The following is a 23,146-nucleotide window of genomic DNA, read 5'->3' on the forward strand; positions in this document are numbered from 1 at the left end:
TTCCCGTAGCTTAATTGTTAGTTTGTAACTTTTAAATGGGCGGCTTTTAACTGCGCAAGGAATAAAGATGGGGGTTGTAAATTTTGCTGATCCTGGGCTTCCCATTCTCCATCAGGTTTTCCAGGTAATCTTCCTGATACTTTTTTTCCTTTCAGGCCTATGGCATAATTTTTACCGGATGCCCATGGGTTTTGAATGGCTGCGGACTCCACTTTACAGTTCCAGATCACTTGTGTAACTCCGGCCCAGCCATGTCCGCTACCCCAGTTTCCACGATCTTGTACGTTGATTTGTCCGTCGGTGTCGATGTTGTCATATAGTGTTCCTGTTGCCCAGCGGTGGTGGGGGCCGATATCTGCATGTGTATTTCTTGATTTACAGTTGTAGAAGACATTGGGGCCTGCTGTTTTTGCTCCGGTTACGTAATCATGTCTGCCTTCGGTAGTTTCCAGATTCATGAAGAGGTTCTGTTGTCCGTTGTTGTTGAATGAGTATCTTCTGCCTCCGGTAATGATGGATTTGGCATCCAGACATTTGGAGTCTTTAACAGTGATGTTTTTTGCTCCGGTATTCAGGCTAACTGCCGCATAAATGAAAAATCGTGCAGTGATGTTTGTTGCCCAGCCGTTTTCGATATGGTCAAAATCGATGGCAATGTTACCGTGGTCTTCATCTATATCATTTGCATATTCTGATTCAAAAAGTATGTTTTCTACGCCAACTTCTTTTAACCTGCCTTTATAGCTGTATTTGTAAATGGCTCCGGTGCTGTATTTCTGGTCTATGGCCATTACCACAGGGTTGTCTATGAATACGGTATTGCCGATTATTTTTGTGATTTCTCTTTCATAGCTTAGGTTGTAATCTTCGGCTTGCCATTGCTTGGTGCCTTGTCTGGAGATGATCTGGTCCATTTGTATGTCCTTGATCCAGTTGCTGCTACCTGGTCTGAACAGGATAATTTTATCGCCCATTTTGAATCCTTTTGCATCGTTTACTTTAAAGGATTTTGCTCCTGTAGGCAGGTATTGATCGGTGATGTTGACCCTTGTTCGGGGAATTTCTGTGACTTGACCGGTACCCATAATTTGTAGCAGGGAGCGGGAACCTTTCCCGGTAGCAATGAGTTTAGTGCCATTGGCTGTGTTTCCCTCGCCTTTAAGTACAATGCCATCAGATTTGATGTGAATGGTTCCGGCAATAGGGTAAGTTCCTTTTGTTAATAGAATGGTTCCTCTATGGCCATTTTTATCAGCGGGTAATGCGGAAAGTTCATCAATTGCTTGTTGGATCATGGTTCCTGCATCTCCATTGATGGGTTTTAAGGTTTTGAATATTTTAAGTTTTGGGATGGGTATTAAGCCGTGATGGTAGCCAACCAGACTGAAGTCCGGGATGATATTTCCTTGTTCATCGGGATGGTAGGTGATGGTTCCATCTTTGTTGAGGTCAAGGAACTTCGACTTCCAGGAGATGGGAGCTTTGATAAAGGAAAAAAGAACTGTGCTGGTCAGAAGGGCCAGCACAGTCCAGGTAAATTTGTGCTTCATTTGATGGTCAGTATTTGGTTTATGACCATGCAATAGCGTTATAATATTCTAAATTTTAATCGTTTAAATTGGCAGGGTAATCAAGTTCCTTGGCAATTATATCTTCATTCGTTGGATACGAACTGCATTTAAAATGGCGAGTAAGGCCACACCTACATCTGCAATTACGGCTTCCCATAGGTTGGCTATGCCACCTGCACCCAGAATCAGTACGATTACTTTGATGCTCATGGCAAGGATAATGTTTTGCCATACTACGTTTCGGGTGAGTTTACCTATTTTAATGGCTGCAACTATTTTAGAAGGCTGATCGTTTTGAATCACGATATCTGCAGTTTCAATTGTAGCATCGCTACCTAAGCCCCCCATGGCAATTCCAGCGTCAGCCAATGCCACCACCGGCGCATCGTTTACACCATCTCCAACAAAGGCAAGTGTTCTTCCTGCTGCTTTAAGTTCTTCTACTTTTGTCACTTTGTTTTCAGGAAGCAGGTCGCCGAATGCCTGGTCGATGCCCAAAAATGCAGCGATTTTATTCACTACGCTTTGTTTATCTCCACTGAGCATTACTGTTTTTATATTTAAAGCATGTAAGTCTGTAATGGCTTGTTTGGCATCTGCTTTTACTTCATCTGCAATGGTTACATAGCCTGCATATTGCTGTGCTATTGCCACCACTACTACTGAATCGACGATGGCATCGATTTCTGCAGGATAAAGGATGTTGAACTTTTTAAGGAGTTTTGCATTCCCTGCAAGCACTTCTTTGCCATCAATCAGCCCTTTTAAGCCATGTCCTGCAATTTCTTCTACATGACCAATCATTGCCTGGTCTGGCGTCGTTCCAGCGTATTCAGCGATTGCTGTGGCGATCGGGTGTGTAGATTTACTTTCTATGGCTGCCAGTAACTGGATGAATTCTTTTTCCTGGATGCCTTCGGTATTTACTTTTTGCACCTGGAAAACACCTTTGGTTAGCGTGCCTGTTTTATCCATCACTACCGTATCAATTTTAGTCATGATGTCCAGGAAATTGGATCCTTTAAACAGGATTCCATTTCTGGAAGCGAGTCCGATTCCTCCGAAATAACCTAAAGGAATAGACACTACCAGCGCACATGGGCAGCTGATCACCAGGAATACCAAACCACGGTAAAACCAGTCCTGGAAATTATAGTCTGTTACAAAGAAATAGGGCAGTGTAATCAGCATAACGGCCAATAGGAATACGATTGGGGTATATACCTTTGCAAAGCGGGAGATGAAAAGCTGGGTCTGTGATTTTCTGGCAGTGGCATCTTGTACCATTTCCAGGATTTTGCTCAGCTTACTGTCTTTGAATAAAGATTTTACCTGTACTTGCGCCAGTTGATTCAGGTTGATCATTCCTGCAAGAACCTGGTCACCTTTATTTTTGCTGTCAGGTTTACTTTCACCGGTCAGGGCTGCGGTATTGAATGTTGCTTTTTCAGAATAAAGAACACCATCCAGAGCTACTTTTTCTCCGGGTTTTACCTGAATGATTTCTTCGATGGCTACTTCTGCCGGGGCAACATTGATCACTTTTCCATTGCGGATGACATCTACGCTGTCGGGTCTAATGTCTAATAGGGCTTTAATGCTTCTTTTTGCTTTGTTTACGGCACTATCCTGGAACCATTCTCCGATAGAATAGAAGACCATAACGGCCACACCTTCACTGTAGGAACCTATGGCAAAAGCTCCAATGGTAGCTACGCTCATCAGAAAGAACTCATTGAAGAAATCTAGCCTGATGGCTTTTCTGAAAGCAAGCGCTAATACATTGTATCCGGCCAATAGGTAGGCTGGAACATATATGAATAGCTGAATAAGCTGGCTGAAGGTGATGTTAAAGCCGTATTCCAGCGTTAGCATAATAATTATGACCGCAAGGGAGGTAAGGAGTGGCCAGTGGCTGGTCCAGGACTCCGGTTCTCCGGATCCATGGTTATGACCATCGTCGTCGTCATGGCTTTCATTCGCAGCATGTTGGTGGCCTTCATGCTGATGTCCGGCATGTGAGTGATTATGATTTTTTTTTATAGCGGTTTTATCGGCTTCTTCTGTACTGCAGCAGTCTTTGATTTTCATAAATTCTGGCATCTTGTTTAAAATTAATATACAAATTTACCAGCAAATACGATGCAATGCTATTGCAAAGTTAGTTCTGAAGTTTTGAGGGATGAAAAGGAATTTAATCGGGATTACAACGATCGCATATGCCTTTTATCACCAGATTCATTTCTTCAGACCGAAATTTTTCCGGGAGTGAGATTTGAGGGATTTTAGTGTTTGGCAGACAGAATGTCTCCTTGCAGGTATTACAATAGAAATGTACATGGAGGTCCTGATGATGATCACCATCACATTCCTCCATGCACAAAGCATATTTTGTAGTGCCTGTTCCATCATCAATATGGTGAACCAGGCCTTTTTCTTCAAAAGTTTTAAGGGTACGGTACAGGGTAATCCTGTCGGAAGGCCCCATACCTTTCTCCAGATCAGTCAGACTAATGGCTGCATTTTGCTGCATCAGGAAATCCAAAACCAGCAATCGCATAGCAGTCGGGTTGATGTTTTTGCTTTTGAGTCTTTGTTCTATTCCTTTTGTCATATAAAGATCTTTAGGAGTTAATCAATTTTTAGAATGATGAATCATTTTTTTGATGATTGTAAAAATACCAATTTTTAATGGGAGTGAGCTGTAGGTGCCGTAGATTTAGACTGCAGGTAAAACGCTCCTTTAATTACTAATTTCGTGTTTTCAGGGAGTTTTTCCAGTGGTGTGATATTGATAAAACCTAATTCAGAAACTCCAGTTACCACTTCTACTTTTTTGAAATGGGTACCATGTTCATGTTGTTCTTCTCCTTTATGGCTTTCTTTTTCAGTTGCTCCCGGTTTTTTAGGCTCCGCTACTTTTTCATGTTCATCTGTTTTCGCTTCTTCTTCCACAATGAAAATATATTCCTTTCCTTCGGCCTTTACGACTGCATCAATTGGTACTGCCGGGGACTTTTCTGTACCTACACTGATCAATCCGGTTACATACATACCTGGGATCAGGTTGGGTAATGGTTTGGTGATCACGGCATGAACAATTACCCCTTTGGTATCATCTTCAAATGATTTGTTGATTCCGATCAATACTCCTTCAATCTGTTGATTGTCCTGATTGGTTAATCTGAAGCTCACTTTCTGACCAATTTGAACTTTGAAAAGGTCTTTCTCATATACGAGTAAGTCGGCATGGATTTTTGAGTTGTCAACGATGTCCATTAAAGAAGTTCCCGGTTGTACAAAAGCACCGGTAGTGACTTGAATGGTTCCGATGGTTCCTGAAATAGGAGCTGTTACACTGGTTTGAGCGGTAATATTTCCTGCAGAAACGTTTTTAGGAGAGATCCCTTGTTGTTGCAGCTGGCGTTCCAGTGCTTTAATTTTAGAAAGCTCCGTATGGTAATTTGCTTCTGCCAACTGAAAGGATCTGCCGGTTCCGGCATCAGCTGCTTTTAATTGTTGCTGACGTTTATATTCGGCATCGACAAAGGAGAAACCATTTTTTGCAGACAGGTAGTCTTGCTGTAGTTTAATCATCTCCTGATTTTCTACTATGGCTAAAACCTGTCCTTTTCTTACTTTCTGACCTTCGAGTACATTGATTTTGCGGATGATCCCACCGGAAAGCAGGTTTACTTTAGCCTCATTTTGTGGTGGTACTGCCAATTGTCCGCTTGCTTTGACTACGGCAGTAAGGTTTTTCTCTTGAATGGTGCCGATTTCAATGCCTACCGCTTTCATTTGTTGTTCGCTGAGTTCGATTTCATCGCTATGCGTGGCTTCGTCTTCATGTACTTCTGTCGCCTCTTTTTCTGCAGGTTTTTCTTTTGTGCCATTGCAGGCGATCAGGGAGCTGCTCAGCATTAATGCGATAATTAGTGCTGCTGGTAAGTTGTTTCTATATAAGTTCATTTGATTATTCTCCTTTGATAAATGCCAATTGAATGGTGGTTTGATTTAATTGATTTAGTGTTTCGAGGTAAGTGATATTGCTTTGAATGGCCAGGGAGATGTTTTGTACATATTCCATATAGCCGATTTCTCCAAGATCAAATGATACTTGCGCAATACGCAATTGCTCTTTAGCTTGTTTTAAGCCCACATTGGTGTAATAATCCAGGATCTGTTTGTTTTTCAGGTATTCCTGAAATATTTGCTCGTATTGGATTTCAAACTCACGCGCTGTATTCTGATATTCGGTTTCAGCGATTTGTACAGCAATTTTCTCTGCTTTCACTTTTGCGCGACCAGCACCATTAAACAGGGGTACTGCAAGGCCGACTTGCAAACCTGCAATTCGGGTACCGGGTGTATAACTCCTGTCGATATTGGCAGGATTAAAAGATTTGATCACCATCTGCTGACTATAACCAAGCGTGAAATCAGGCATGGCTTTAGCTTTCTGCAAGGCGATTTTCGCATTGGCAATCGCGACCTGCTGTTCCTGATAACTCAGTAATGGGTTCAAGCTTTTACCCACTGAGTCGAGTTTAACCGCAGTTAATAGAGGTAAATCCGTCGAAGCCAGAACGATTGGGTTTCGGGTATTCAGCAGTTGTTGGATATTGAGTTCCTGGATTTTCAATTCTGCCTGTGCCGCGTTTTTAAGGGCTTGAACATCCTGATATTTATTTCTGGCAGTCATGAGTTCCAGGTTAGAGGTTTCGCCGGATTTATGCCTTACTTCTGCTTTTTTAATGAAATTCTGATAGATGCTATCCTGGAAGTTCAACACTTTCAAGGTCTGGATATAATACAGGTAATTGTAATAAGCGGTTTTAGTATCTCTGACAATTTCTGCACGGGAATAGTTGAATGCTTTTTCCGTTAATGTGCTTTCCATTTTCAGTACTTTATTCTGATTCTTATACAATCCTGGCCAGGAAAAAGTCTGGGTTACATTAAGAGAATTGTCATTACCGCCACCACTTGTAGGATCCTGTGATAATGAAAACTCTGTTTTTGCGGGATCAAATCCTGATTTCTGTAAGGCTTTAGACTGTTCTATACCTAGTTTTGCGGATTTCAGTTTCAGATTATTCTGAACTGCCATAGCGATTATGCTATCTAAGCTGAGTGGTTTAATTTGTGCAGTAGCCGTATTTATACTGCTAAAGCTGGTTAAACCAAGTATTCCGATGATCAATAAGCTTTTTATCATTGGATTAAGATTTGATTTTTCGGTTTTATCTTTTTTTCGGGAAAACAATAAATATAGACAAGGGAGTACGAACAGGGTTAAGAGGGTAGCCGAGAGTAAACCACCAATTACCACTGTTGCTAAGGGTTTTTGTACTTCGGCACCGGCACTACCAGAAAGCGCCATTGGCAGGAAGCCAAGGGAAGCTACAGCGGCAGTCATGATCACCGGGCGCAACCTTACTTTTGTGCCTTCCATGACACGTTGGTAGATATCGGTCATGCCTTCTTCTTTCAATTGATTGAAATAACCGATCAATACAATTCCATTCAGGACGGCCACACCAAAGAGTGCGATGAAGCCCACTCCGGCGGAAATGCTGAAAGGCATGTCTCTAAGAATCAAGGCAAAAACACCACCAATTGCTGAAAGAGGGATGGCCGTAAAGATCAGGAGGGTTTGGCTAAAGGACTTAAATGTCATATAAAGCAAGCCCATGATCAGTATTAAGGCGATAGGAACGGCAATAGACAGCCTGTCTTTTGCTTTCGTTAAGTTTTCAAACTGGCCACCATAGGTTAAGTAATATCCGGAAGGCAGCTTTAGCTTCTCATCGAGGATCCTTTGAATTTCTGCTACGGTACGCTCCACATCTCTGCCTTTGACATTAAATCCGACATAGATTCTACGTTTTCCATCTTCTCTGGAGATTTGTGCAGGTGCATTTTTTAAAGTAACGCTGGCGACCTGGTTGAGCGGTACTTTATTACCGGATGGCAAAGGAATGTAGAGGTTTTCAATGCTGGAGATGTTCTCACGGAGGTCTCTTTCTAAACGAACCACCATTTCAAATCTTTTTTCTCCTTCAAAGATTACACCTGCGGTATTACCTGCAAAAGCGGTTCTGAGCAGGGTATTTACCTCAGAAATACTCAGTCCATATTGTGCGATTTTATCACGATCGTATTCTACAACAACTTGTGGAAGACCGGTAACCTGTTCTACAAAAGGCTCATTGACACCTTGTACTGGCGCAATCAATTTGGCGATTTTATTTGCCTGTTGGGTCAGGATATCGAGATCTTCTCCATAGATTTTTATGGCTACATCCTGGCGGACACCCGTCATCAGTTCATTGAAGCGCATTTGCATCGGCTGGGTGATTTCTATGTTCACACCTGGCAGGATGGATAATGCTTCTTCCATTTTTTCGGACATTTCCTCTTTAGTTTTTGCGGAAGTCCATTCTTCTTTAGGCATCATGGCCACCATCATATCACCTCTTTCTACAGGCATAGGGTCGGTAGGAATTTCGGCACTACCAATACGGGTAACCACTTGTTTGACCTCTGGGAATTGATCTTTTAAGATTTTCTCGGCCTTGCCAAAGGTTTCTACTACCTGGCTTAGGGAAGTTCCCTGAGACATAGATATTTCTACGGCAAGGTCACCTTCTTCTAATTGCGGAAGGAATTCGCCACCCATGCTATTGAATACCCAAAGTGTGATTGCAAACATTAAAACAGCTGCAGCTACGGTTAGCTTTTTGAATTTCAATACTGCTTTTAAGGCGGGTTGATAGACGCTGAGCATAGCGTCCATGATTTTATCGGAGATATTGCGTTTATGCGTGGTGTTCTTGCTTAAGAATAGGGCGGCCATCATTGGAACGTAGGTCATGGATAAAATGAAAGCACCTACAATTGCGAACACGACCGTTTGTGCCATCGGTTTAAACATTTTACCTTCAATTCCTACCAATGTCAATAGGGGAAGGTATACGATAAGGATAATAATTTCGCCGAAAGCGGCGCTGTTTCTGATTTTTGAAGAGGCAGTATATACTTCTTTATCCATTTGTTCGCTGCTTAGCGGGAGGTTATCCTTGCCTTGATTTCTGGTGGTTAGTCGGAAGATAATTGCTTCAACAATAATCACGGCACCATCTACGATCAGTCCAAAATCTATGGCGCCAAGGCTCATTAGGTTCCCTGATACGCCAAAGAGACGCATCATCGCAAATGCGAACAGCATAGAAAGTGGGATCACAGAGGCTACTATTAATCCTGCTCTCCAGTTACCCAGTAGTAGTAGCAGGACAAAAATAACGATCAAAGCACCCTCTATCAGGTTTTTTTGAACGGTACTGATGGATCTGCCTACCAATTCGGTACGGTCAATGAAAGGTTCGATTACGACACCTTCAGGGAGGGATTTCTGAATTTGGGCAATGCGTTCTTTTACATTTTTAATCACTTCATTGAAATTCTCTCCTTTGAGCATGAGCGTGATACCGGCCACTACTTCGCCTTCTCCATCACGGGTTACGGCACCGTATCGTGTGGCTGAGCCAAACTGTACGGTGGCTACATCACGAATGAGGATGGGAACGCCACCCATGTTTTTTACGACGATCTTTTCAATATCGGCAAGGCTTTTCACTTGTCCGACACCACGGATGGTATAGGAATTACTTTGTTGTTCTATATAGGAACCTCCGGTATTTTCATTGTTGTTTTCTAAAGCTTTATAGATGTCCGCAATGGTAATGTTGAGGGAGTTTAGTTTATCATTATCGAGGGCGATTTCGTATTGTTTCACATATCCACCCCAGCCACTTACTTCGGCTACGCCTTTAGTACCTGCAAGTTGAGTTCTAACTACCCAGTCTTGTAAAGTCCTAAGGTCGGTGGCGTTGTATTTCTTTTCATATCCTTTTTTGGTATGCAATACATATTGGTAAATCTCTCCCAATCCAGTGGTGATGGGAGCGAGTGTAGGTTCGGCCAGTCCTTTTGGAATATTGGCTTCTGCTTCTTTTAGTTGGGCGCTGACTTGTTGACGTGCCCAGTAAATGTCGGTATCATCTTCAAAAACGATGGTGATAACGGAGATTCCAGATCTGGAGATCGAGCGTTTTTCGATCACCTGTGGAATGTTGGCCATGGCCAGTTCTATTGGTGCTGTAATGAATTGTTCTACTTCCTGGGCGCCTAAACTTGGGGCCTGGGTCATGATTTGTACCTGGTTATTGGTGATGTCGGGTACCGCATCTATGGGCAATCTGGTTAGTGAATAAATGCCCCAGATGACCAGGGAAAGTGTCATTAAACCAATGGCCAGTTTATTCTTTATAGAGAATAAAATAATCTTATCAAACATAAGGTTTTGTCTTGTTGCTAAAAATAATCAATACATGAATTCATCAATGTTGATGAAATGGGTGTAGATTATCCTAACTGAGGGGGTTGCCAGATATCACCGGCAAAGATGACAAGCGGGGTAGTAGGAAGTTCAGGATAGCTGACTTCTTTTTTAGAGAATAATGTGGTATTGATCAGATGACTTGGGCTAGGAATAGCGAAAGCCTGACAAGTACTGCAATGGAAGAAAGGGGAGCAAGTATGTGGACCTGGGTCCTGATCACAAGGGATTTCCTGTACTTCGCTGATGTGCGTTTGTTGGGTGCTGATTTTAGCTTCATCGTCGCAACATGGCCATACAGAAAGGGCCATGATGACAATCGTAAATATATAAGCTAAATACCTCACCTCGCAAACTTATTGATTTTTTTAAAATACTGGCTATCTTTTTGACTTTTTTTTACTTTAGAGAGATATCTGTTACTAAAGCTGTGACAGTTTTAAGGTTTTGTTATCTATTTAATTGCTGCTGTCTGTTTTCCTGAACCTGCCGAACAGGTGATGTGTTGCTGTTAAAGTATTTTTTCCTGAACCAGAAGGATACATTCACCAATGCAATTAGCGCAGGTACTTCTACTAATGGTCCGATTACTCCTGCGAAGGCTTGTCCGGAGTTAATTCCAAATACACCTATCGCCACTGCAATTGCCAGCTCAAAATTGTTTCCGGTAGCGGTGAAGGCAATCGCTGCACTTTTGGAATAATCTGCACCGAAATACTTGCCAGCGAAGAAGCTCAAAACGAACATTAAGGCGAAGTAAATGGCTAATGGGATGGCAATACGAATTACATCCAATGGTATCTGAACGATGAGTTCACCTTTTAGGCTAAACATAATTACTATGGTGAATAGCAAGGCAATCAGGGTAATGGGTGAAATGAAGGGAACAAATTTTTCCTGGAACCAGGCTTCACCTTTTAATTTGATGAGACTGTATCTGCTGATGATTCCCATGGCGAAAGGGATTCCTAAATAGATGGCTACGCTTTCCGCAATCTGGCCGATGGTAATGGAGACTTCCAGTCCTTTTAGTCCGAATAAAGGAGGGAGTACGGTGATGAAAACGTAAGCATAAACGCTGTACAATAAGACCTGAAAAATACTGTTTAGGGCGATTAGTCCAGCGCTATATTCCCGGTTTCCTTCCGCCAGTTCATTCCAAACGACTACCATGGCAATACATCTGGCCAGACCGATCAGGATCAATCCAATCATGTATTCCGGATAATCTCTTAGAAAAGTGATGGCTAAAAGGAACATCAACACTGGTCCTACGACCCAGTTGAGCAGTAATGAGGTACCGAGTACTTTGCTGTCTTTAAACACTGCGCCCATGTTTTCATATTTCACTTTTGCCAGTGGCGGATACATCATCAGGATCAGGCCGATGGCCAATGGTATATTGGTTGTTCCGCTGGAAAGGGAATTGATGATTCCAGCGGAGGCAGGCATAAAATAGCCCATGCTAATACCAATGGCCATGGCCAGGAAGATCCATAAAGTCAGGTAGCGGTCTAAAAAGCTGAGCTTTTTTCGCTCCGCTACAGGTGTACAGTGATTTGCAGACATTTTGTGGGCGTATTTTTTTGTTAGTGTAAGTTTTCCTGAACAAAGTTCTGGCAGTAGTTTTTGATCAGATCACGGACTTCTGCAAACGGTGCTTTGATTTCAGCTTCAGTCCCTGTGGCCTTTGCAGGATCTGGGAAATTGTAATGAAATTTTAGCGCGTTTGAAGGGAAAAATGGACAGCTTTCTTTGGCATTGTCGCATACTGTAATTACGAAATCGAAATCAATGTTTTTATACTCGTTGATGTTGTTCGAGGTATGTGAAGAAATGTCTATTCCATCTGCCTTCATTGTCTCAATAGCCCTTGGATTTACCCCATGAGTTTCTATCCCTGCACTATAAATTAGTGCTTTATTGTTTGCAAAATGTCTTAAATAACCTTCTGCAATCTGACTGCGACAGCTATTTCCTGTGCAGAGTACCAGTACTTTTTTCATCTGTTATTATTTTATAGAATGGGAGTTTAGCAGCATCCGGATCCTGGCGTACATACCTCGCCTTCAGCAGCAAAATTGATCAATTGAATTTTTGGTTTTTCTACAGTTGGGGCAGGGGTACAGCATTCTTTACCTTCATCATTGGTGCCACAACTGCCTCCACGATTGATGGCTTTACATTGTGTGGCATCTGGGATCAGGTTGACCACCAGATTCTCATCTACAATGTTGATTTCTCCCGGGTACATTTGTCTGGTATCAAACCCGGAGTTTCCGAACTCGATCTTTACGATTCCTATTGGGTTTAAAGGCAATGATTTCTCTACCAATTCTACAATGGAGAGGGCTTTTTTTACCTGCATTGCTCTTTCACTTTCTTCTTCTGAAGGCTCCCAAAGTTGTACAATGATTTCCGTCCAGGAGTTCATTACACCGCCACAATCAACAGATACGATTGGTGCCTGTTTAATTTCAGTGATGTGGTAGGAAGCATCTACCCATTTATCTGCAGCATATTGGAATTGTAATGTTAATTCCGGGTTTTCCTGAAGCTTTGTTTTAAAGCTTTCCCAGGTCATAAGTGTTGTAGTATTCATAATATTGCAATTTTACGATTGATGTAGACAATTTTTTTTAACAGCAGGGGATTTCACCTTTATAAGCGCCTAGGAATGCACCTAATTGGTTTTCCATCATTTTCCAGGTTTTAGGATTGATGCAATAGCATACGCTAACGCCTTCAATGGTACCCTGTATGAGTCCTGCGTTTTTTAACTCTTTCAAGTGTTGTGAGATGGTGGCTTGTGCCAGTCCTAATTCTTCTACCAGATCCCCACAAATACAAGTGTTGGAGGCCAGGATTCTTTGTAGGATGGCAATTCTTGCCGGATGTGCCATTGCCTTCAATAGTTGAGACAGCTGGTTTTGTTCATCGGTAAATATCTCTGATTTAGTAAGTCCCATAGTGGTATTGATTAATACATTGCAATAATACGATTGATGTTTTTATTTTCCAAATCTTTAGGATTAGAAATCGAAATTATGACAGTAGCTGGACTAGGGAAAGGGAAATGAAATGGTACCTGGAATTAAATAGTTGTTCCTTTTTCAGTAGCAACTTTGTAAATGGGGTCTTCCATAATATTAACTTCAATTATGGCTTCTGCATCCTTTAATAGGCTCCTACAATCTTCACTTAAATGGGTTAAATGAATGGTTTTGCCTGCTTTTCGGTAGCGTTCGGTCAATTTGTTGATGGCATCAATGCCAGACATATCAGCAATTCTACTGTCTTTGAAGTCAATGATTACTATTTCAGGATCTGTGGCTGGTTCAAACTTTTCCATGAAATTATGAGTCGAGCCAAAGAATAGCGGGCCGTAAATTTCGTAGTGTTTGGTGCCATTTTCATCGATGTATTTCTTTGCACGGATTCTTTTGGCACTTTCCCAGGCGAACATTAATGCCGAAACGATCACACCTATGAGTACAGCAAGCGCAAGGTTGTGTAGCCATACGGTAATTCCTGCTACGAGAATACCTACAAAAATATCTTTACCTGGCATTTTATTGATGACTTTGAAGCTCATCCATTCAAATGTTCCGATTGCGACCATGATCATGACACCTGTTAAGGCGGCCATAGGGACTTTTTCTATCAGCGGAGCGCCAAAAAGAACGATCACTAATATGGTAATGGCAGCTATAATTCCCGAAAGTCTGGCTCTGGCACCTGCGGAAAGATTAACTAATGTTTGCGCGATCATTGGGCACCCACCCATTCCGAAGAAAAAGCCGTTGAGCATATTTGCGGTTCCTTGTGCGATACATTCGCGGTTGCTGTTTCCTTTGCTTTCGGTGATTTCATCTACGAGGTTTAGGGTGAGCAGTCCTTCTGTTAATCCTACTGCTCCCATGATCAGGGCATAAGGTAAAATGATTTGCAGGGTTTCCAGGTTAAATGGAACCTGAGGTATATGAAAAGGCGGAAAACCACCGCTTACAGCAGCAATATCTCCCACGGTTTTGGTGTTGATGTTAAATCCTAAAACGATAAGGAAAACCACAATAATTGCGACTAATGAAGCCGGAATCGCTTTCGTGAATTTCGGTAATATCAGTACAATGGCAATGGTTAAGGCCACGAGGCCGGCCATCAGGTACAATGCAGGACCACTAAGCCAGACCATTTCTCCATTGACTACCGTTTTAAATTGTTCCAGTTGGGCCATAAATATGATAATTGCCAGTCCGTTTACAAAACCAAACATGACTGGTTGTGGTACCAGGCGGACAAATTTGCCTAGTTTAAACAAGCCAACGCTAATTTGGAAAATACCAGCGAGTACTACTGCTGCAAAGACATAATCTAGTCCGTGTGATTTCATTAAGGCGATCAGGACAATCACTGTGGCACCTGCTCCACCAGAAATTAGACCAGGTCTACCGCCAAATACTGCGGTAACCAATCCCATAATGAAGGCCGCATACAAACCTGTAAGTGGAGGGAATCCTGCCAGAATAGCAAAGGATAGTGATTCTGGCATCATTGTCATGGCTACTGTTAGCCCTGCAAGGATTTCAGTTTTATAATTAATCTTTTTAGAAAAGTCGAAAAGTTGAATAAAAGGTTTTTGGAGGTAGGGCTTCATTTGCCGGTAAAGTTACGCCAGAATTAGCTGGCTTTACAGGGAGGATATGAAAAATAATAGCTTTCCATCAGGGATCAGCTCTAGATAGGTAGGTAGTTGTTAATTGGTTTTATCAGACTTGGATCGTTGAGGCTGCGGTCGGCAATATCCTTGGTTACCTGAAATCTGGTCATAAGTTCTGTAGGATATATATTACAAAGCTCCATTATTTCCTCTTCTTCGATGGTTTTACTGAGCCATGCTTTTTCCGTTTCAGGTGTTAAAATGACTGGCATAGATTTGCCTATGCTTGTAATCAGGTCATTCCCAGGGATGGTGACCAGGCAGAAGGATTCGTAGCGTTCTTTGGTGATGGGGTCTATCCAGGCGGACCAGATTCCGGCCATGGAGAAAATTTTGCGGTCTTTTAAGGTAAAACGGAAGGGGTATTTTTCTGCATCGAATCTTTTCCAGAGGTAAAAACCATCTGCCAACACCAGACAGCGTTTATGCGTTACCATAAGTTTTCTAAATAGCTGTTTGGAGAAGATTTGTGTATGTCTGACGGTACACATGGTGGATTTACGGTCTTTAAAGAAAAAGGGAACCATGGAGAAGTGCATCTTTTTAATCAGCTGAGGTTGATCAGCAGTGATCACCAGACCGGGCATGTAAATACTGATGTTGTAGGTAGGAGTATAGGCTTCTTCCAATTCATACGGATAGTACTGTTGTATGACAGGGAGTGCTTCTGTAAGGGAAAAAGATAAACTCATAGGCTGAAAATAATGTTTCTTTTCCAATTGGGCAATATTACTTATGCAGGTGGAGTTCGTGTTGCAATTCTTTAATCTCCTCCTGCATATCGTGTACGCGTTGTAGCAGGTGTCTGATGGCATCAATACCTTCTATATTGATCTGGAGGTCGTAATGTAAATGAATATACTTATCCAGTTCTGCGAGTTGATCCGTGTGGATACATTTTTCTTTTTCAACGACTGGGAAGCGGACAATGTCTGATTCTTCCAGTGAGACCATAAAAGAAGGGTCTATGTGGTAATTGATACAATATTCAGTGATGGTGATGAATTCTGTTTCCATAGCTGTAGGGTTAACTCAGGTTTTGTAGTTCTCTAAACAGTTCTTTTTGTTTGTCAGATAAGTTCTCTGGAAGTTTAACATTGTAGGTAATGAAAAGGTTGCCAAATTCTCCATCTTTTTTATACAAAGGGAAGCCTTTGTTTTTTAAGCGGACTTTAGTTCCATTTTGTGTACCTGGCGGGATTTTAAGTTTTACTTTTCCGTCGAGGGTTTCCACCATTACTTCTCCACCTAAAACAGCGGTGTATAAATCAATATCTTGTTGCAGGTATAGGTCGTCATGAAGTCTTTTGAACGTTGGATCTTCCTGAACATTAATTGTAAGGTATAAATCACCTGCAGGACCACCGTTTACTCCGGCTGCACCAAGGCCTTTTAATTTTATGATCTGTTCATCAGCAATACCTGCGGGTATGGTAATTCTTATTTTTTTATCATTGATGGTGAGGGTTTGTTTGTGTGTAGTATAAGCATCTCTAAGACTGATGCTAAAACTTGCATTGTAATCTTGTCCTTTATATTTCATGCTGCCTCTTCCAGAGGATCTTCCGCCACCACCAAACATAGATTCAAAGAAGTCCGAGAAATCTCCGCCACCAAAGTCAGATGTACCTTGTCCTGATCTGCCACCAGCAAAGGGGTTTCCTGAATTTCTGGATTGTGACCTAGCCTGTTCAAACTGATCTGAATTTTTCCAGTGTTCTCCATACTCGTCGTATTTTTTTCGTTTTTCAGGGTCACTTAAGGCCTCATTTGCTTCATTGATCTCCTGAAATCTCTTGTTCGCTTCTTTGTCGTTTGGGTTCAGGTCAGGGTGATATTTTCTTGCGAGTTTCCTGTATGCTTTTTTTATATCCTCTTGTGAAGCTTTTTTGTCAACGCCCAGAATCTTATAATAGTCGATAAATGCCATGTCAATAATTGGTCTATCCTCAAATTTAAGCTATTATTTTTATCATTCCTCAATTTTCAGCCAATTGCGTTAAGTTAGTGTTACAATTACACCGATTTTCTCAATAATAATAATAAATTTGAGAATGAATCATTTACGGCTGACCACCTAAGTGATGACCCAAATGTAACCAGTTCCTGTAGGAGTCCATCTTTTTTATAGATGCGTACCTCCATGTGTCGTTTCGGATCGTTTTGAGTTGCGTTTGATTAGTGCTGAAATACATTAATACACAAACCATATATGAAACCAGATCAATCAAACTCTAGAAGAGATTTTATTAAAAAGGCTGCAGTGGGTGCCGCTGCATTCACAATTGTCCCCAGGTATGTGCTTGGTGGTACAGGATTTATTGCGCCCAGCGATCGATTGACTAAAGCAGTAATCGGTGTTGGTGGAATGGGAAGAGGCCATTTCGACTATGATGGAACACAGGTTGTGGCCATTTGTGATGTAGATAAAAGGCATTTGGATATAGCAAAGCCGATGTTGGATAAAGGTGTAAAAACTTTTAGTGATTATCGGGAGCTGATCAAATTGCCGGAAGTGGATATTGTACACATTGCGACACCTCCTCATTGGCATGGAATTATGTCTGTTGATGCAGCAAACGCTGGAAAAGACATTTGGTGTGAAAAGCCAATGACACATACTATCGGAGAGGGTAAGCGTGTAATGGAGGCTGTTCAAAAGCATGGTCGTATGTTCCGTCTGAATACCTGGTTCCGTTTCAAGGATAATTTCTATGGAATGGGGACTACCGTAAAACCGATTAAAAAATTAGTAGATAGTGGGATGTTGGGCTGGCCATTGAAGGTGACGGTTAGTAAGCATACCGGCTTTGACTGGAAATTTTATTGGGTGGGTAAGGACAATTTACCTGTTGAGCCTGTTCCGGCAGAATTGGATTATGATGCCTGGTTAGGTCCGGCGCCATTTAAACCATATAGTACGCACCGTGTACACCAGACTTTTAGAGGATACTGGGATTACGATGGTGGTGGTTTAAGTGATATGGGGCAACATTACCTGGATCCTATTCAATATTTCCTTGGAAAAGATGATACCAATCCTGTTTCTGTAGAAATCGATGCTCCGCAACAACATACTGATGCTGTGGGTATCTGGAGGAGGATTACCTATACTTATGCTGATGGTTGTCAGATTATACTTGATGGAGAAGGAAAAGATGAGAAGGCGGCTTATATTGAAGGCCCTAAAGGGAAACTTTATGCTGGATTTAAGTCGGATATTCCTGATTTGGAGCGTAAACTAGCTGCATTCCCTGATCCGGAACCACAAATGACGGATTTCATCACCTCTGTGAAAACCAGAACTCAGTTTGCTTTAAATGAGGAGAATGGACATCGTTCCTGCAACATCATCAATATTGGATTGGCGGCTTTACGTTTAGGTCGCTCGCTGAAATTTGACCCTGTGAAACAGGAGTTTATCGATGATGAGGGTGCAAACAGATTGATTAATCCGGTGATGCGCGCTCCTTACACCATTTAAAAAGCTAATTATAATCAATTCTCAAATTTATAGATATAATGATGAAAAAGATATTCTTTATCCTTTTGGCGAGCCTTGCCTTCCAGGGAATGGTGATTGCACAGGATAAAAAAGACCAGCGTACGCAGACCACTCGTATTGCTGATTTGCTGGCACAGATGCCTGCAAAAGATGCGGCCCAGGCGGGTATTAATGTAAATGATATTGCTGCTCTTGGTGAAAATGGTTACCTGGAGTTGATCGGGATGCTATCTCCGGCAGGAAAAGGTAATAATGCCCTGATTGAGTATGCTATTGGAGGATTTACTGCTGCATCTACAAAAGCAGGAAAAGAAAACTGGAGAAAAATGAGTGTAGCTGCGCTAGGTAAAGCTTTACAGAAGCTTAGCGATCCGCAAAATAAAGCCTTTATTATGAGTCAGCTGGATGGAGTAGCGCAGGATGATGCGGTTCCTTATCTGGTTGCTTCTTTGAAGGATGTACAACTTTCAGATCCGGCAGTTAGGGTGTTGGTGAAAATCAATACGCCGACAGCAAAACAAGCCTTATTGAATGCTTTGGCATCAACATCAGGAAAAAGCCGTTTATCGGTTGTAGAAGGTTTAGGTGATAGTCGTGTTAAGGCAGCGGTACAACCTATTGCTGCGTTAGCTACAGGTTCAGATCAGGATTTAACCAAAATGAGTCTTTATGCTTTAGCGAAAATCGCTGATCCTTCTTCGGAAGAGCTGATGGCTTCGGCGGCAGCAAAAAGTAATTTTAACTATGAAAATACAAATGCGGTTGCTGCTTATCTGGATTATGCTGCAAATCTTTTGTTAGCGGGTAATCCTGCTTTAGCACATAAAATTGCCCTTCAATTATTGGATAAAGCAACTGCTCCGGATTTGGTGTCTGTTCGTACAGGTGCATTGAAAATCCTTTCAGACGAGAATAAAGGACAGGATATTTCTATTCTTTTGGCAGCAGTAAAAGATCCTTCCATTGCCTATAGGGCAGCGGCTTTGAAGTTCGCTCTGCCTTATTTGAACCCAGCGACTACCACTTTGTGGTTACAACAATTGAATAAGGTAAAACCGGATGTACAGGCAGAAATGGTGACGATGCTTGGTGATGGAAAGTCTAAAGAGGCACTTCCAGCGGTATTGAAGTTAATAAACCATAAAAACCAAGACTTGAAGTTTGCTGCAATTGAGGCGGCCGCAAAAATTGGCGGGGTAGAGGTGTTGCAAGATTTGTTCAAAACTATGCAAAAAGGTGACGATGCGACTGTGCAAAAGGTGGCTGATGTGCTGTTGAGAATCAAAGGAGCCGGTTTGGCGGAGAACATTGCAAAGGTATTGCCAGCGATGCAGCCTAATGCACAGGTAGCTTTAATTGCTGTACTTGCTGCACGTGGTGGCCAAGGACAGATCAGTAGCATTTATGCTTTGCAAAAGAGCAAAAATCCATTGGTAAGAAAAGCAGCTTTTGCAGCTTTACGTGAGGTGGCTACTAAAGCAGATCTTCCGGAATTGTTTGCCTTGTTGAACAGTAAAGAGATCAGCGACGAAGAATCGGTAATGGTTCAGTCTGCATTAATTGCTGCTTTAAAAGGTACAGCAACGGAAAATGATACTGCAGTTGTTTTACAGAAAATGACAGATGCTAATCCTGAAAAGAAAAAGTTCTTTTATAAGGTGTTGGCAAGTCTGGGTGATGCTCAGGCATTAAAAGCTGTCAATAATGCTTTTAATACCGGTGATGAGGAAACAAAAAAACTGGCTTTGGAGGCTTTGTCTTCCTGGGCAAATATAAGTTCTTTAGAAAGCTTGCTTTCGATCGCAAGAACAACGACTAATGCTGCTTTCCAGCAGGAAGCAATTACTGGTTATTTACGCTTGGTACGTTCGGCTCCTGAACCTGCTGCACAAAGATTATTGATGTTGCGTGATGCGATGGATGTGGCTAAAACGGAACAACAACAGCAACAAATTTTAACGGATCTACAGGGCGCTAAAACATACAATGCGGCTGTGTTTGCCGGTAATTATATGGATAGTCCTGCCTTGCAACAAGCTGCGGCAAGAGCTGTGATGATGATTGTTTTGTCGGATAAATCTTATGAAGGAGAGCAGGTAAAAGGCTTGTTAAATAAGACCATTCAGGTGCTTAAAGGTGGTGACAGCGAGTACGAGAAACAAGCGATTCGTAAATATCTTGCGGAAATGAAGGGCGGTTCAGGATTTGTTTCCATGTTTAATGGAAAAGATTTGAAGGGTTGGAAAGGCCTGGTAGGAGATCCTTTGAAAAGAGCTAAGATGGACGCTAAAACTTTAGCTGGGGCTCAGGAGAAAGCAGATGCTGAGGCTTTGAAAAGCTGGGTGATAGATAATGGCGCTTTATTGTTTACCGGAAAAGGGGATAACCTGGCTACACTAAAAAAATATGGTGATTTCGAAATGCTGGTAGATTGGAAAATCTATGATGATGGTAATAAAAAAGGTGATGCAGGTATCTATCTACGTGGTAGTCCACAGGTACAAATCTGGGATACTTCAAGGGTAGAAGATGGTGCTCAAGTTGGATCTGGAGGTTTGTATAACAATCAAGTCAATGAAAGTAAACCTCTAAAAGCGGTAGATAATAAATTAGGGGAATGGAATAATTTCCACATCATTATGAAAGGTGATCGTGTAACCGTATACCTGAATGGGGTATTGGTGACCGACGATGTGATCCTTGAAAACTATTGGGATCGCAAGCTTCCGATTTTTGCAGAAGAGCAGATTGAATTGCAGGCGCATGGTTCGAGAATTGCCTACAGAGACATTTATATTAAAGAGTTGGAACGCCCGGCTCCTTTTGAGTTGAGTGCTACAGAGAAAAAAGAAGGTTATAAAGTGTTGTTTGATGGTACGAATATGCACCAATGGACAGGAAATACCTCTGCCTATACCGTTGCAAATGGAAACATGGAAATTAATCCTAAACCTGGTAAAGGTTCTGGCGGGAATTTATTTAGTAAAGATGATTACAGTGATTTTGTGTTTCGTTTTGAATTTCAATTGACTCCTGGGGCAAATAATGGTTTGGGAATTCGTGCCCCATTAACCGGAGATGCGGCTTATGAGGGCATGGAACTACAAATCCTGGATAATGATGCAGACATTTATAAAGACCTTCACGTGTATCAGTACCATGGTTCTATTTATGGTGTTCAAGCTGCGAAAAGAGGTTCTTTAAAACCATTAGGGGAATGGAATTATCAAGAGGTGACGGTAAAAGGACCAAAGATAAAAGTGGTGTTGAATGGGGATGTAATTCTGGATGGAGATATTACAGAGGCTCGTAAAAAAGGCGCTTTAGATGGGCAAAGTCACCCAGGTTTACAGCGTGATAAAGGCCGTGTTGGTTTCCTTGGTCACGGATCTGTAGTGCGTTTTAAAAATATCAGAATTAAAGACTTGAGCGTATCTAAATAAGCTCGAGTAATGGTGAAATTGAGTTAAAATTGTAAAATATGACTGAAGAAATTAAGGATTCAGCAGGAAATAGTTCAAGAAGAAACTTTCTAAAAACGACTGCACTTGCTGCTGCGGGATTTATGATTGTACCCAGACATGTATTGGGTGGTAAAGGATTTTTAGCACCTAGCGACCGCTTATTGGTTGCCGGAGTTGGTGTTGGCGGAAAAGGTCAAAGTAATTTAAGTAACATCTATAAAGGGGGGAAAGCGGATATTGCTTTCCTCTGTGATGTAGATGATCGTAGGGCTGCTTACTCGGTAAAGAATTTCCCGGCAGCTAAATACTATAAGGATTATAGGGAGATGTTGGATAAGGAGGCTAAGCATATTGATGGGGTAGTAGTTTCTACACCAGATCATAATCATGCGATCATTGCTATGGCTGCGATGCAACTTGGAAAGCATGTTTATGTAGAGAAGCCTTTATCGCATGATATTTTTGAAGCGAGAAAGCTGACTGAAGCTGCCAATAAATATCAGGTGGTGACTCAAATGGGAAATCAGGGCTCTTCAGGAGATGGTGTAAGACAATTGCAGGATTGGGTGGATGCTGGTGTAATTGGAAAAGTTGAGCGGGTGTATTGCTGGACGGATCGACCATCTTGGCCACAAGGAATAACCTGGCCTTCAGCAAACGGCTCGGTTCCTAAGGAGCTGGACTGGGATCTTTGGTTAGGAACGGCGCCTTATAAACCATTTGTCGATAAACTGGTGCCTTTTAATTGGCGTGGCTGGTGGGATTATGGAACGGGTGCGATAGGTGATATGGGTTGTCATTTGGTGGAGCCGCCTTTCCGCATCCTGGGACTGGATACTCCAATAGATGTACAATGTAGTGTAGGTAGTATTTATGTGGACGAATTTAAACGTGGGTATTTCCCGGATAGTTGTCCGCCTTCAAGCCATGTTATCATGACTTTCAAAAAGACAAAAAAGACAAAGGATGACCTTCAGATCCACTGGATGGATGGGGGAATTAAACCGGGTAGGCCAGCGGAATTGGGTCCTAATGAGTCTTTTGGTGCAAATGGGGTGCTGTTTGAGGGAACAAAAGGAAAGATGATGTGTGATGTATATGGTGCAAATCCGAGGTTATTACCTTTATCACGAAATGAAGAAGTTAAGATAAAACCTGGCGTAGAAAGGGTTATTGGCGGGGTAGATGGGCATTACTGGGATTGGGCGGAAGCATGTATCGCAGGTTATGGTAAGAAAAAACTGAGCTCTCCTTTTGAAATAGCCGGTCCGTTAACGGAGACCTTGTTGATTGCCAATCTGGCGATTAGAGGTACGGATATCCAAAAACCTAGGCAAAGTGGTAACGGATTTGATTATCCGGGTCGTGATATTAAACTGCTTTGGGATAAGGAGAATTTGAGGGTAACTAATTTTGATGATGTGAACCAGTTTGTGCGCAGAGAGTATCGTAGCGGTTGGAATCTGGGAGGATAATATTTAT

The 23,146-nt window shown here is 42.0% G+C and carries 17 protein-coding genes; 3 read left to right on the plus strand and 14 right to left on the minus strand.

The features are described from left to right. Positions 1-17: 17 nt before the first annotated feature. The 14 genes from R2S10_RS21525 to R2S10_RS21590 all read right to left on the minus strand — a co-directional run bounded on the left by R2S10_RS21525 (position 18) and on the right by R2S10_RS21590 (position 16,625). Entirely contained in the window at positions 18-1,550 is a 1,533-nt protein-coding gene (locus tag R2S10_RS21525; RefSeq protein WP_316842483.1) for a hypothetical protein, read from the minus strand. Positions 1,551-1,646: 96 nt separating this feature from the next. Then, positions 1,647-3,662: a heavy metal translocating P-type ATPase gene (locus R2S10_RS21530; protein ID WP_316842484.1), complete on the minus strand. Its 2,016-nt coding sequence runs from the start codon at positions 3,660-3,662 to the stop codon at positions 1,647-1,649. Positions 3,663-3,765: 103 nt separating this feature from the next. Continuing rightward, positions 3,766-4,185: a Fur family transcriptional regulator gene (locus R2S10_RS21535; protein ID WP_316842485.1), complete on the minus strand. Its 420-nt coding sequence runs from the start codon at positions 4,183-4,185 to the stop codon at positions 3,766-3,768. Between the two features lie 74 nt (positions 4,186-4,259). Then, on the minus strand, positions 4,260-5,543 hold the full coding sequence (locus R2S10_RS21540) for an efflux RND transporter periplasmic adaptor subunit (protein WP_316842486.1): 1,284 nt from the start codon (positions 5,541-5,543) through the stop codon (positions 4,260-4,262). A gap of 4 nt (positions 5,544-5,547) precedes the next feature. Then, a complete protein-coding gene (locus R2S10_RS21545) occupies positions 5,548-9,933 on the minus strand; it encodes a CusA/CzcA family heavy metal efflux RND transporter (RefSeq protein WP_316842487.1) in 4,386 nt (1,461 codons plus the stop codon). Between the two features lie 68 nt (positions 9,934-10,001). Continuing rightward, entirely contained in the window at positions 10,002-10,322 is a 321-nt protein-coding gene (locus R2S10_RS21550; RefSeq protein WP_316842488.1) for a DUF6660 family protein, read from the minus strand. Positions 10,323-10,425: 103 nt separating this feature from the next. Then, positions 10,426-11,544: an ACR3 family arsenite efflux transporter gene (gene arsB / locus R2S10_RS21555; protein ID WP_316842489.1), complete on the minus strand. Its 1,119-nt coding sequence runs from the start codon at positions 11,542-11,544 to the stop codon at positions 10,426-10,428. A gap of 20 nt (positions 11,545-11,564) precedes the next feature. Beyond that, entirely contained in the window at positions 11,565-11,981 is a 417-nt protein-coding gene (locus R2S10_RS21560) for an arsenate reductase ArsC (RefSeq protein ID WP_316842490.1), read from the minus strand. A gap of 26 nt (positions 11,982-12,007) precedes the next feature. After that, entirely contained in the window at positions 12,008-12,577 is a 570-nt protein-coding gene (locus tag R2S10_RS21565) for a DUF6428 family protein (RefSeq protein WP_316842491.1), read from the minus strand. 37 nt (positions 12,578-12,614) lie between these two features. Then, a complete protein-coding gene (locus R2S10_RS21570; RefSeq protein ID WP_316842492.1) occupies positions 12,615-12,944 on the minus strand; it encodes a metalloregulator ArsR/SmtB family transcription factor in 330 nt (109 codons plus the stop codon). Positions 12,945-13,069: 125 nt separating this feature from the next. Continuing rightward, positions 13,070-14,632: a SulP family inorganic anion transporter gene (locus R2S10_RS21575; protein ID WP_316842493.1), complete on the minus strand. Its 1,563-nt coding sequence runs from the start codon at positions 14,630-14,632 to the stop codon at positions 13,070-13,072. Between the two features lie 80 nt (positions 14,633-14,712). Further along, complete coding sequence (locus R2S10_RS21580) at positions 14,713-15,387, minus strand: SOS response-associated peptidase (RefSeq protein WP_316842494.1); 675 nt, start codon at positions 15,385-15,387, stop codon at positions 14,713-14,715. Between the two features lie 37 nt (positions 15,388-15,424). Further along, positions 15,425-15,712 (minus strand): chaperone modulator CbpM, encoded by a 288-nt coding sequence (locus R2S10_RS21585; RefSeq protein ID WP_316842495.1) that lies wholly within the window; start codon positions 15,710-15,712, stop codon positions 15,425-15,427. 10 nt (positions 15,713-15,722) lie between these two features. Beyond that, on the minus strand, positions 15,723-16,625 hold the full coding sequence (locus R2S10_RS21590; RefSeq protein WP_316842496.1) for a J domain-containing protein: 903 nt from the start codon (positions 16,623-16,625) through the stop codon (positions 15,723-15,725). 282 nt (positions 16,626-16,907) lie between these two features. Here R2S10_RS21590 and R2S10_RS21595 point away from each other — a divergent pair, with 282 nt between their 5' ends. The 3 genes from R2S10_RS21595 to R2S10_RS21605 are packed head-to-tail and all read left to right on the plus strand — an operon-like array spanning position 16,908 to position 23,139. Then, positions 16,908-18,179 (plus strand): Gfo/Idh/MocA family oxidoreductase, encoded by a 1,272-nt coding sequence (locus tag R2S10_RS21595; RefSeq protein ID WP_316842497.1) that lies wholly within the window; start codon positions 16,908-16,910, stop codon positions 18,177-18,179. A gap of 38 nt (positions 18,180-18,217) precedes the next feature. After that, positions 18,218-21,643 (plus strand): DUF1080 domain-containing protein, encoded by a 3,426-nt coding sequence (locus R2S10_RS21600; RefSeq protein WP_316842498.1) that lies wholly within the window; start codon positions 18,218-18,220, stop codon positions 21,641-21,643. 38 nt (positions 21,644-21,681) lie between these two features. Next, the gene (locus tag R2S10_RS21605) at positions 21,682-23,139 is read left to right on the plus strand and encodes a Gfo/Idh/MocA family oxidoreductase (protein ID WP_316842499.1); all 1,458 of its coding nucleotides are present in this window, start codon (positions 21,682-21,684) and stop codon (positions 23,137-23,139) included. Positions 23,140-23,146: the final 7 nt, after the last annotated feature.

Origin of the sequence: Pedobacter gandavensis (genome assembly GCF_032678745.1) — a bacterium.
GTDB lineage: Bacteria > Bacteroidota > Bacteroidia > Sphingobacteriales > Sphingobacteriaceae > Pedobacter > Pedobacter gandavensis_C.

Bases quoted from the DNA above. Each gene is read 5' to 3' on its own strand.
- R2S10_RS21595 (WP_316842497.1), top strand. From the start codon at position 16,908: ATGAAACCAGATCAATCAAACTCTAGAAGAGATTTTATTAAAAAGGCT.
- R2S10_RS21530 (WP_316842484.1), bottom strand. From the start codon at position 3,662: ATGAAAATCAAAGACTGCTGCAGTACAGAAGAAGCCGATAAAACCGCT.
- R2S10_RS21535 (WP_316842485.1), bottom strand. From the start codon at position 4,185: ATGACAAAAGGAATAGAACAAAGACTCAAAAGCAAAAACATCAACCCG.
- R2S10_RS21590 (WP_316842496.1), bottom strand. From the start codon at position 16,625: ATGGCATTTATCGACTATTATAAGATTCTGGGCGTTGACAAAAAAGCT.
- R2S10_RS21545 (WP_316842487.1), bottom strand. From the start codon at position 9,933: ATGTTTGATAAGATTATTTTATTCTCTATAAAGAATAAACTGGCCATT.
- R2S10_RS21565 (WP_316842491.1), bottom strand. From the start codon at position 12,577: ATGAATACTACAACACTTATGACCTGGGAAAGCTTTAAAACAAAGCTT.
- R2S10_RS21580 (WP_316842494.1), bottom strand. From the start codon at position 15,387: ATGAGTTTATCTTTTTCCCTTACAGAAGCACTCCCTGTCATACAACAG.
- R2S10_RS21600 (WP_316842498.1), top strand. From the start codon at position 18,218: ATGATGAAAAAGATATTCTTTATCCTTTTGGCGAGCCTTGCCTTCCAG.
- R2S10_RS21525 (WP_316842483.1), bottom strand. From the start codon at position 1,550: ATGAAGCACAAATTTACCTGGACTGTGCTGGCCCTTCTGACCAGCACA.
- R2S10_RS21605 (WP_316842499.1), top strand. From the start codon at position 21,682: ATGACTGAAGAAATTAAGGATTCAGCAGGAAATAGTTCAAGAAGAAAC.
- arsB (WP_316842489.1), bottom strand. From the start codon at position 11,544: ATGTCTGCAAATCACTGTACACCTGTAGCGGAGCGAAAAAAGCTCAGC.
- R2S10_RS21540 (WP_316842486.1), bottom strand. From the start codon at position 5,543: ATGAACTTATATAGAAACAACTTACCAGCAGCACTAATTATCGCATTA.
- R2S10_RS21560 (WP_316842490.1), bottom strand. From the start codon at position 11,981: ATGAAAAAAGTACTGGTACTCTGCACAGGAAATAGCTGTCGCAGTCAG.
- R2S10_RS21575 (WP_316842493.1), bottom strand. From the start codon at position 14,632: ATGAAGCCCTACCTCCAAAAACCTTTTATTCAACTTTTCGACTTTTCT.
- R2S10_RS21585 (WP_316842495.1), bottom strand. From the start codon at position 15,712: ATGGAAACAGAATTCATCACCATCACTGAATATTGTATCAATTACCAC.
- R2S10_RS21570 (WP_316842492.1), bottom strand. From the start codon at position 12,944: ATGGGACTTACTAAATCAGAGATATTTACCGATGAACAAAACCAGCTG.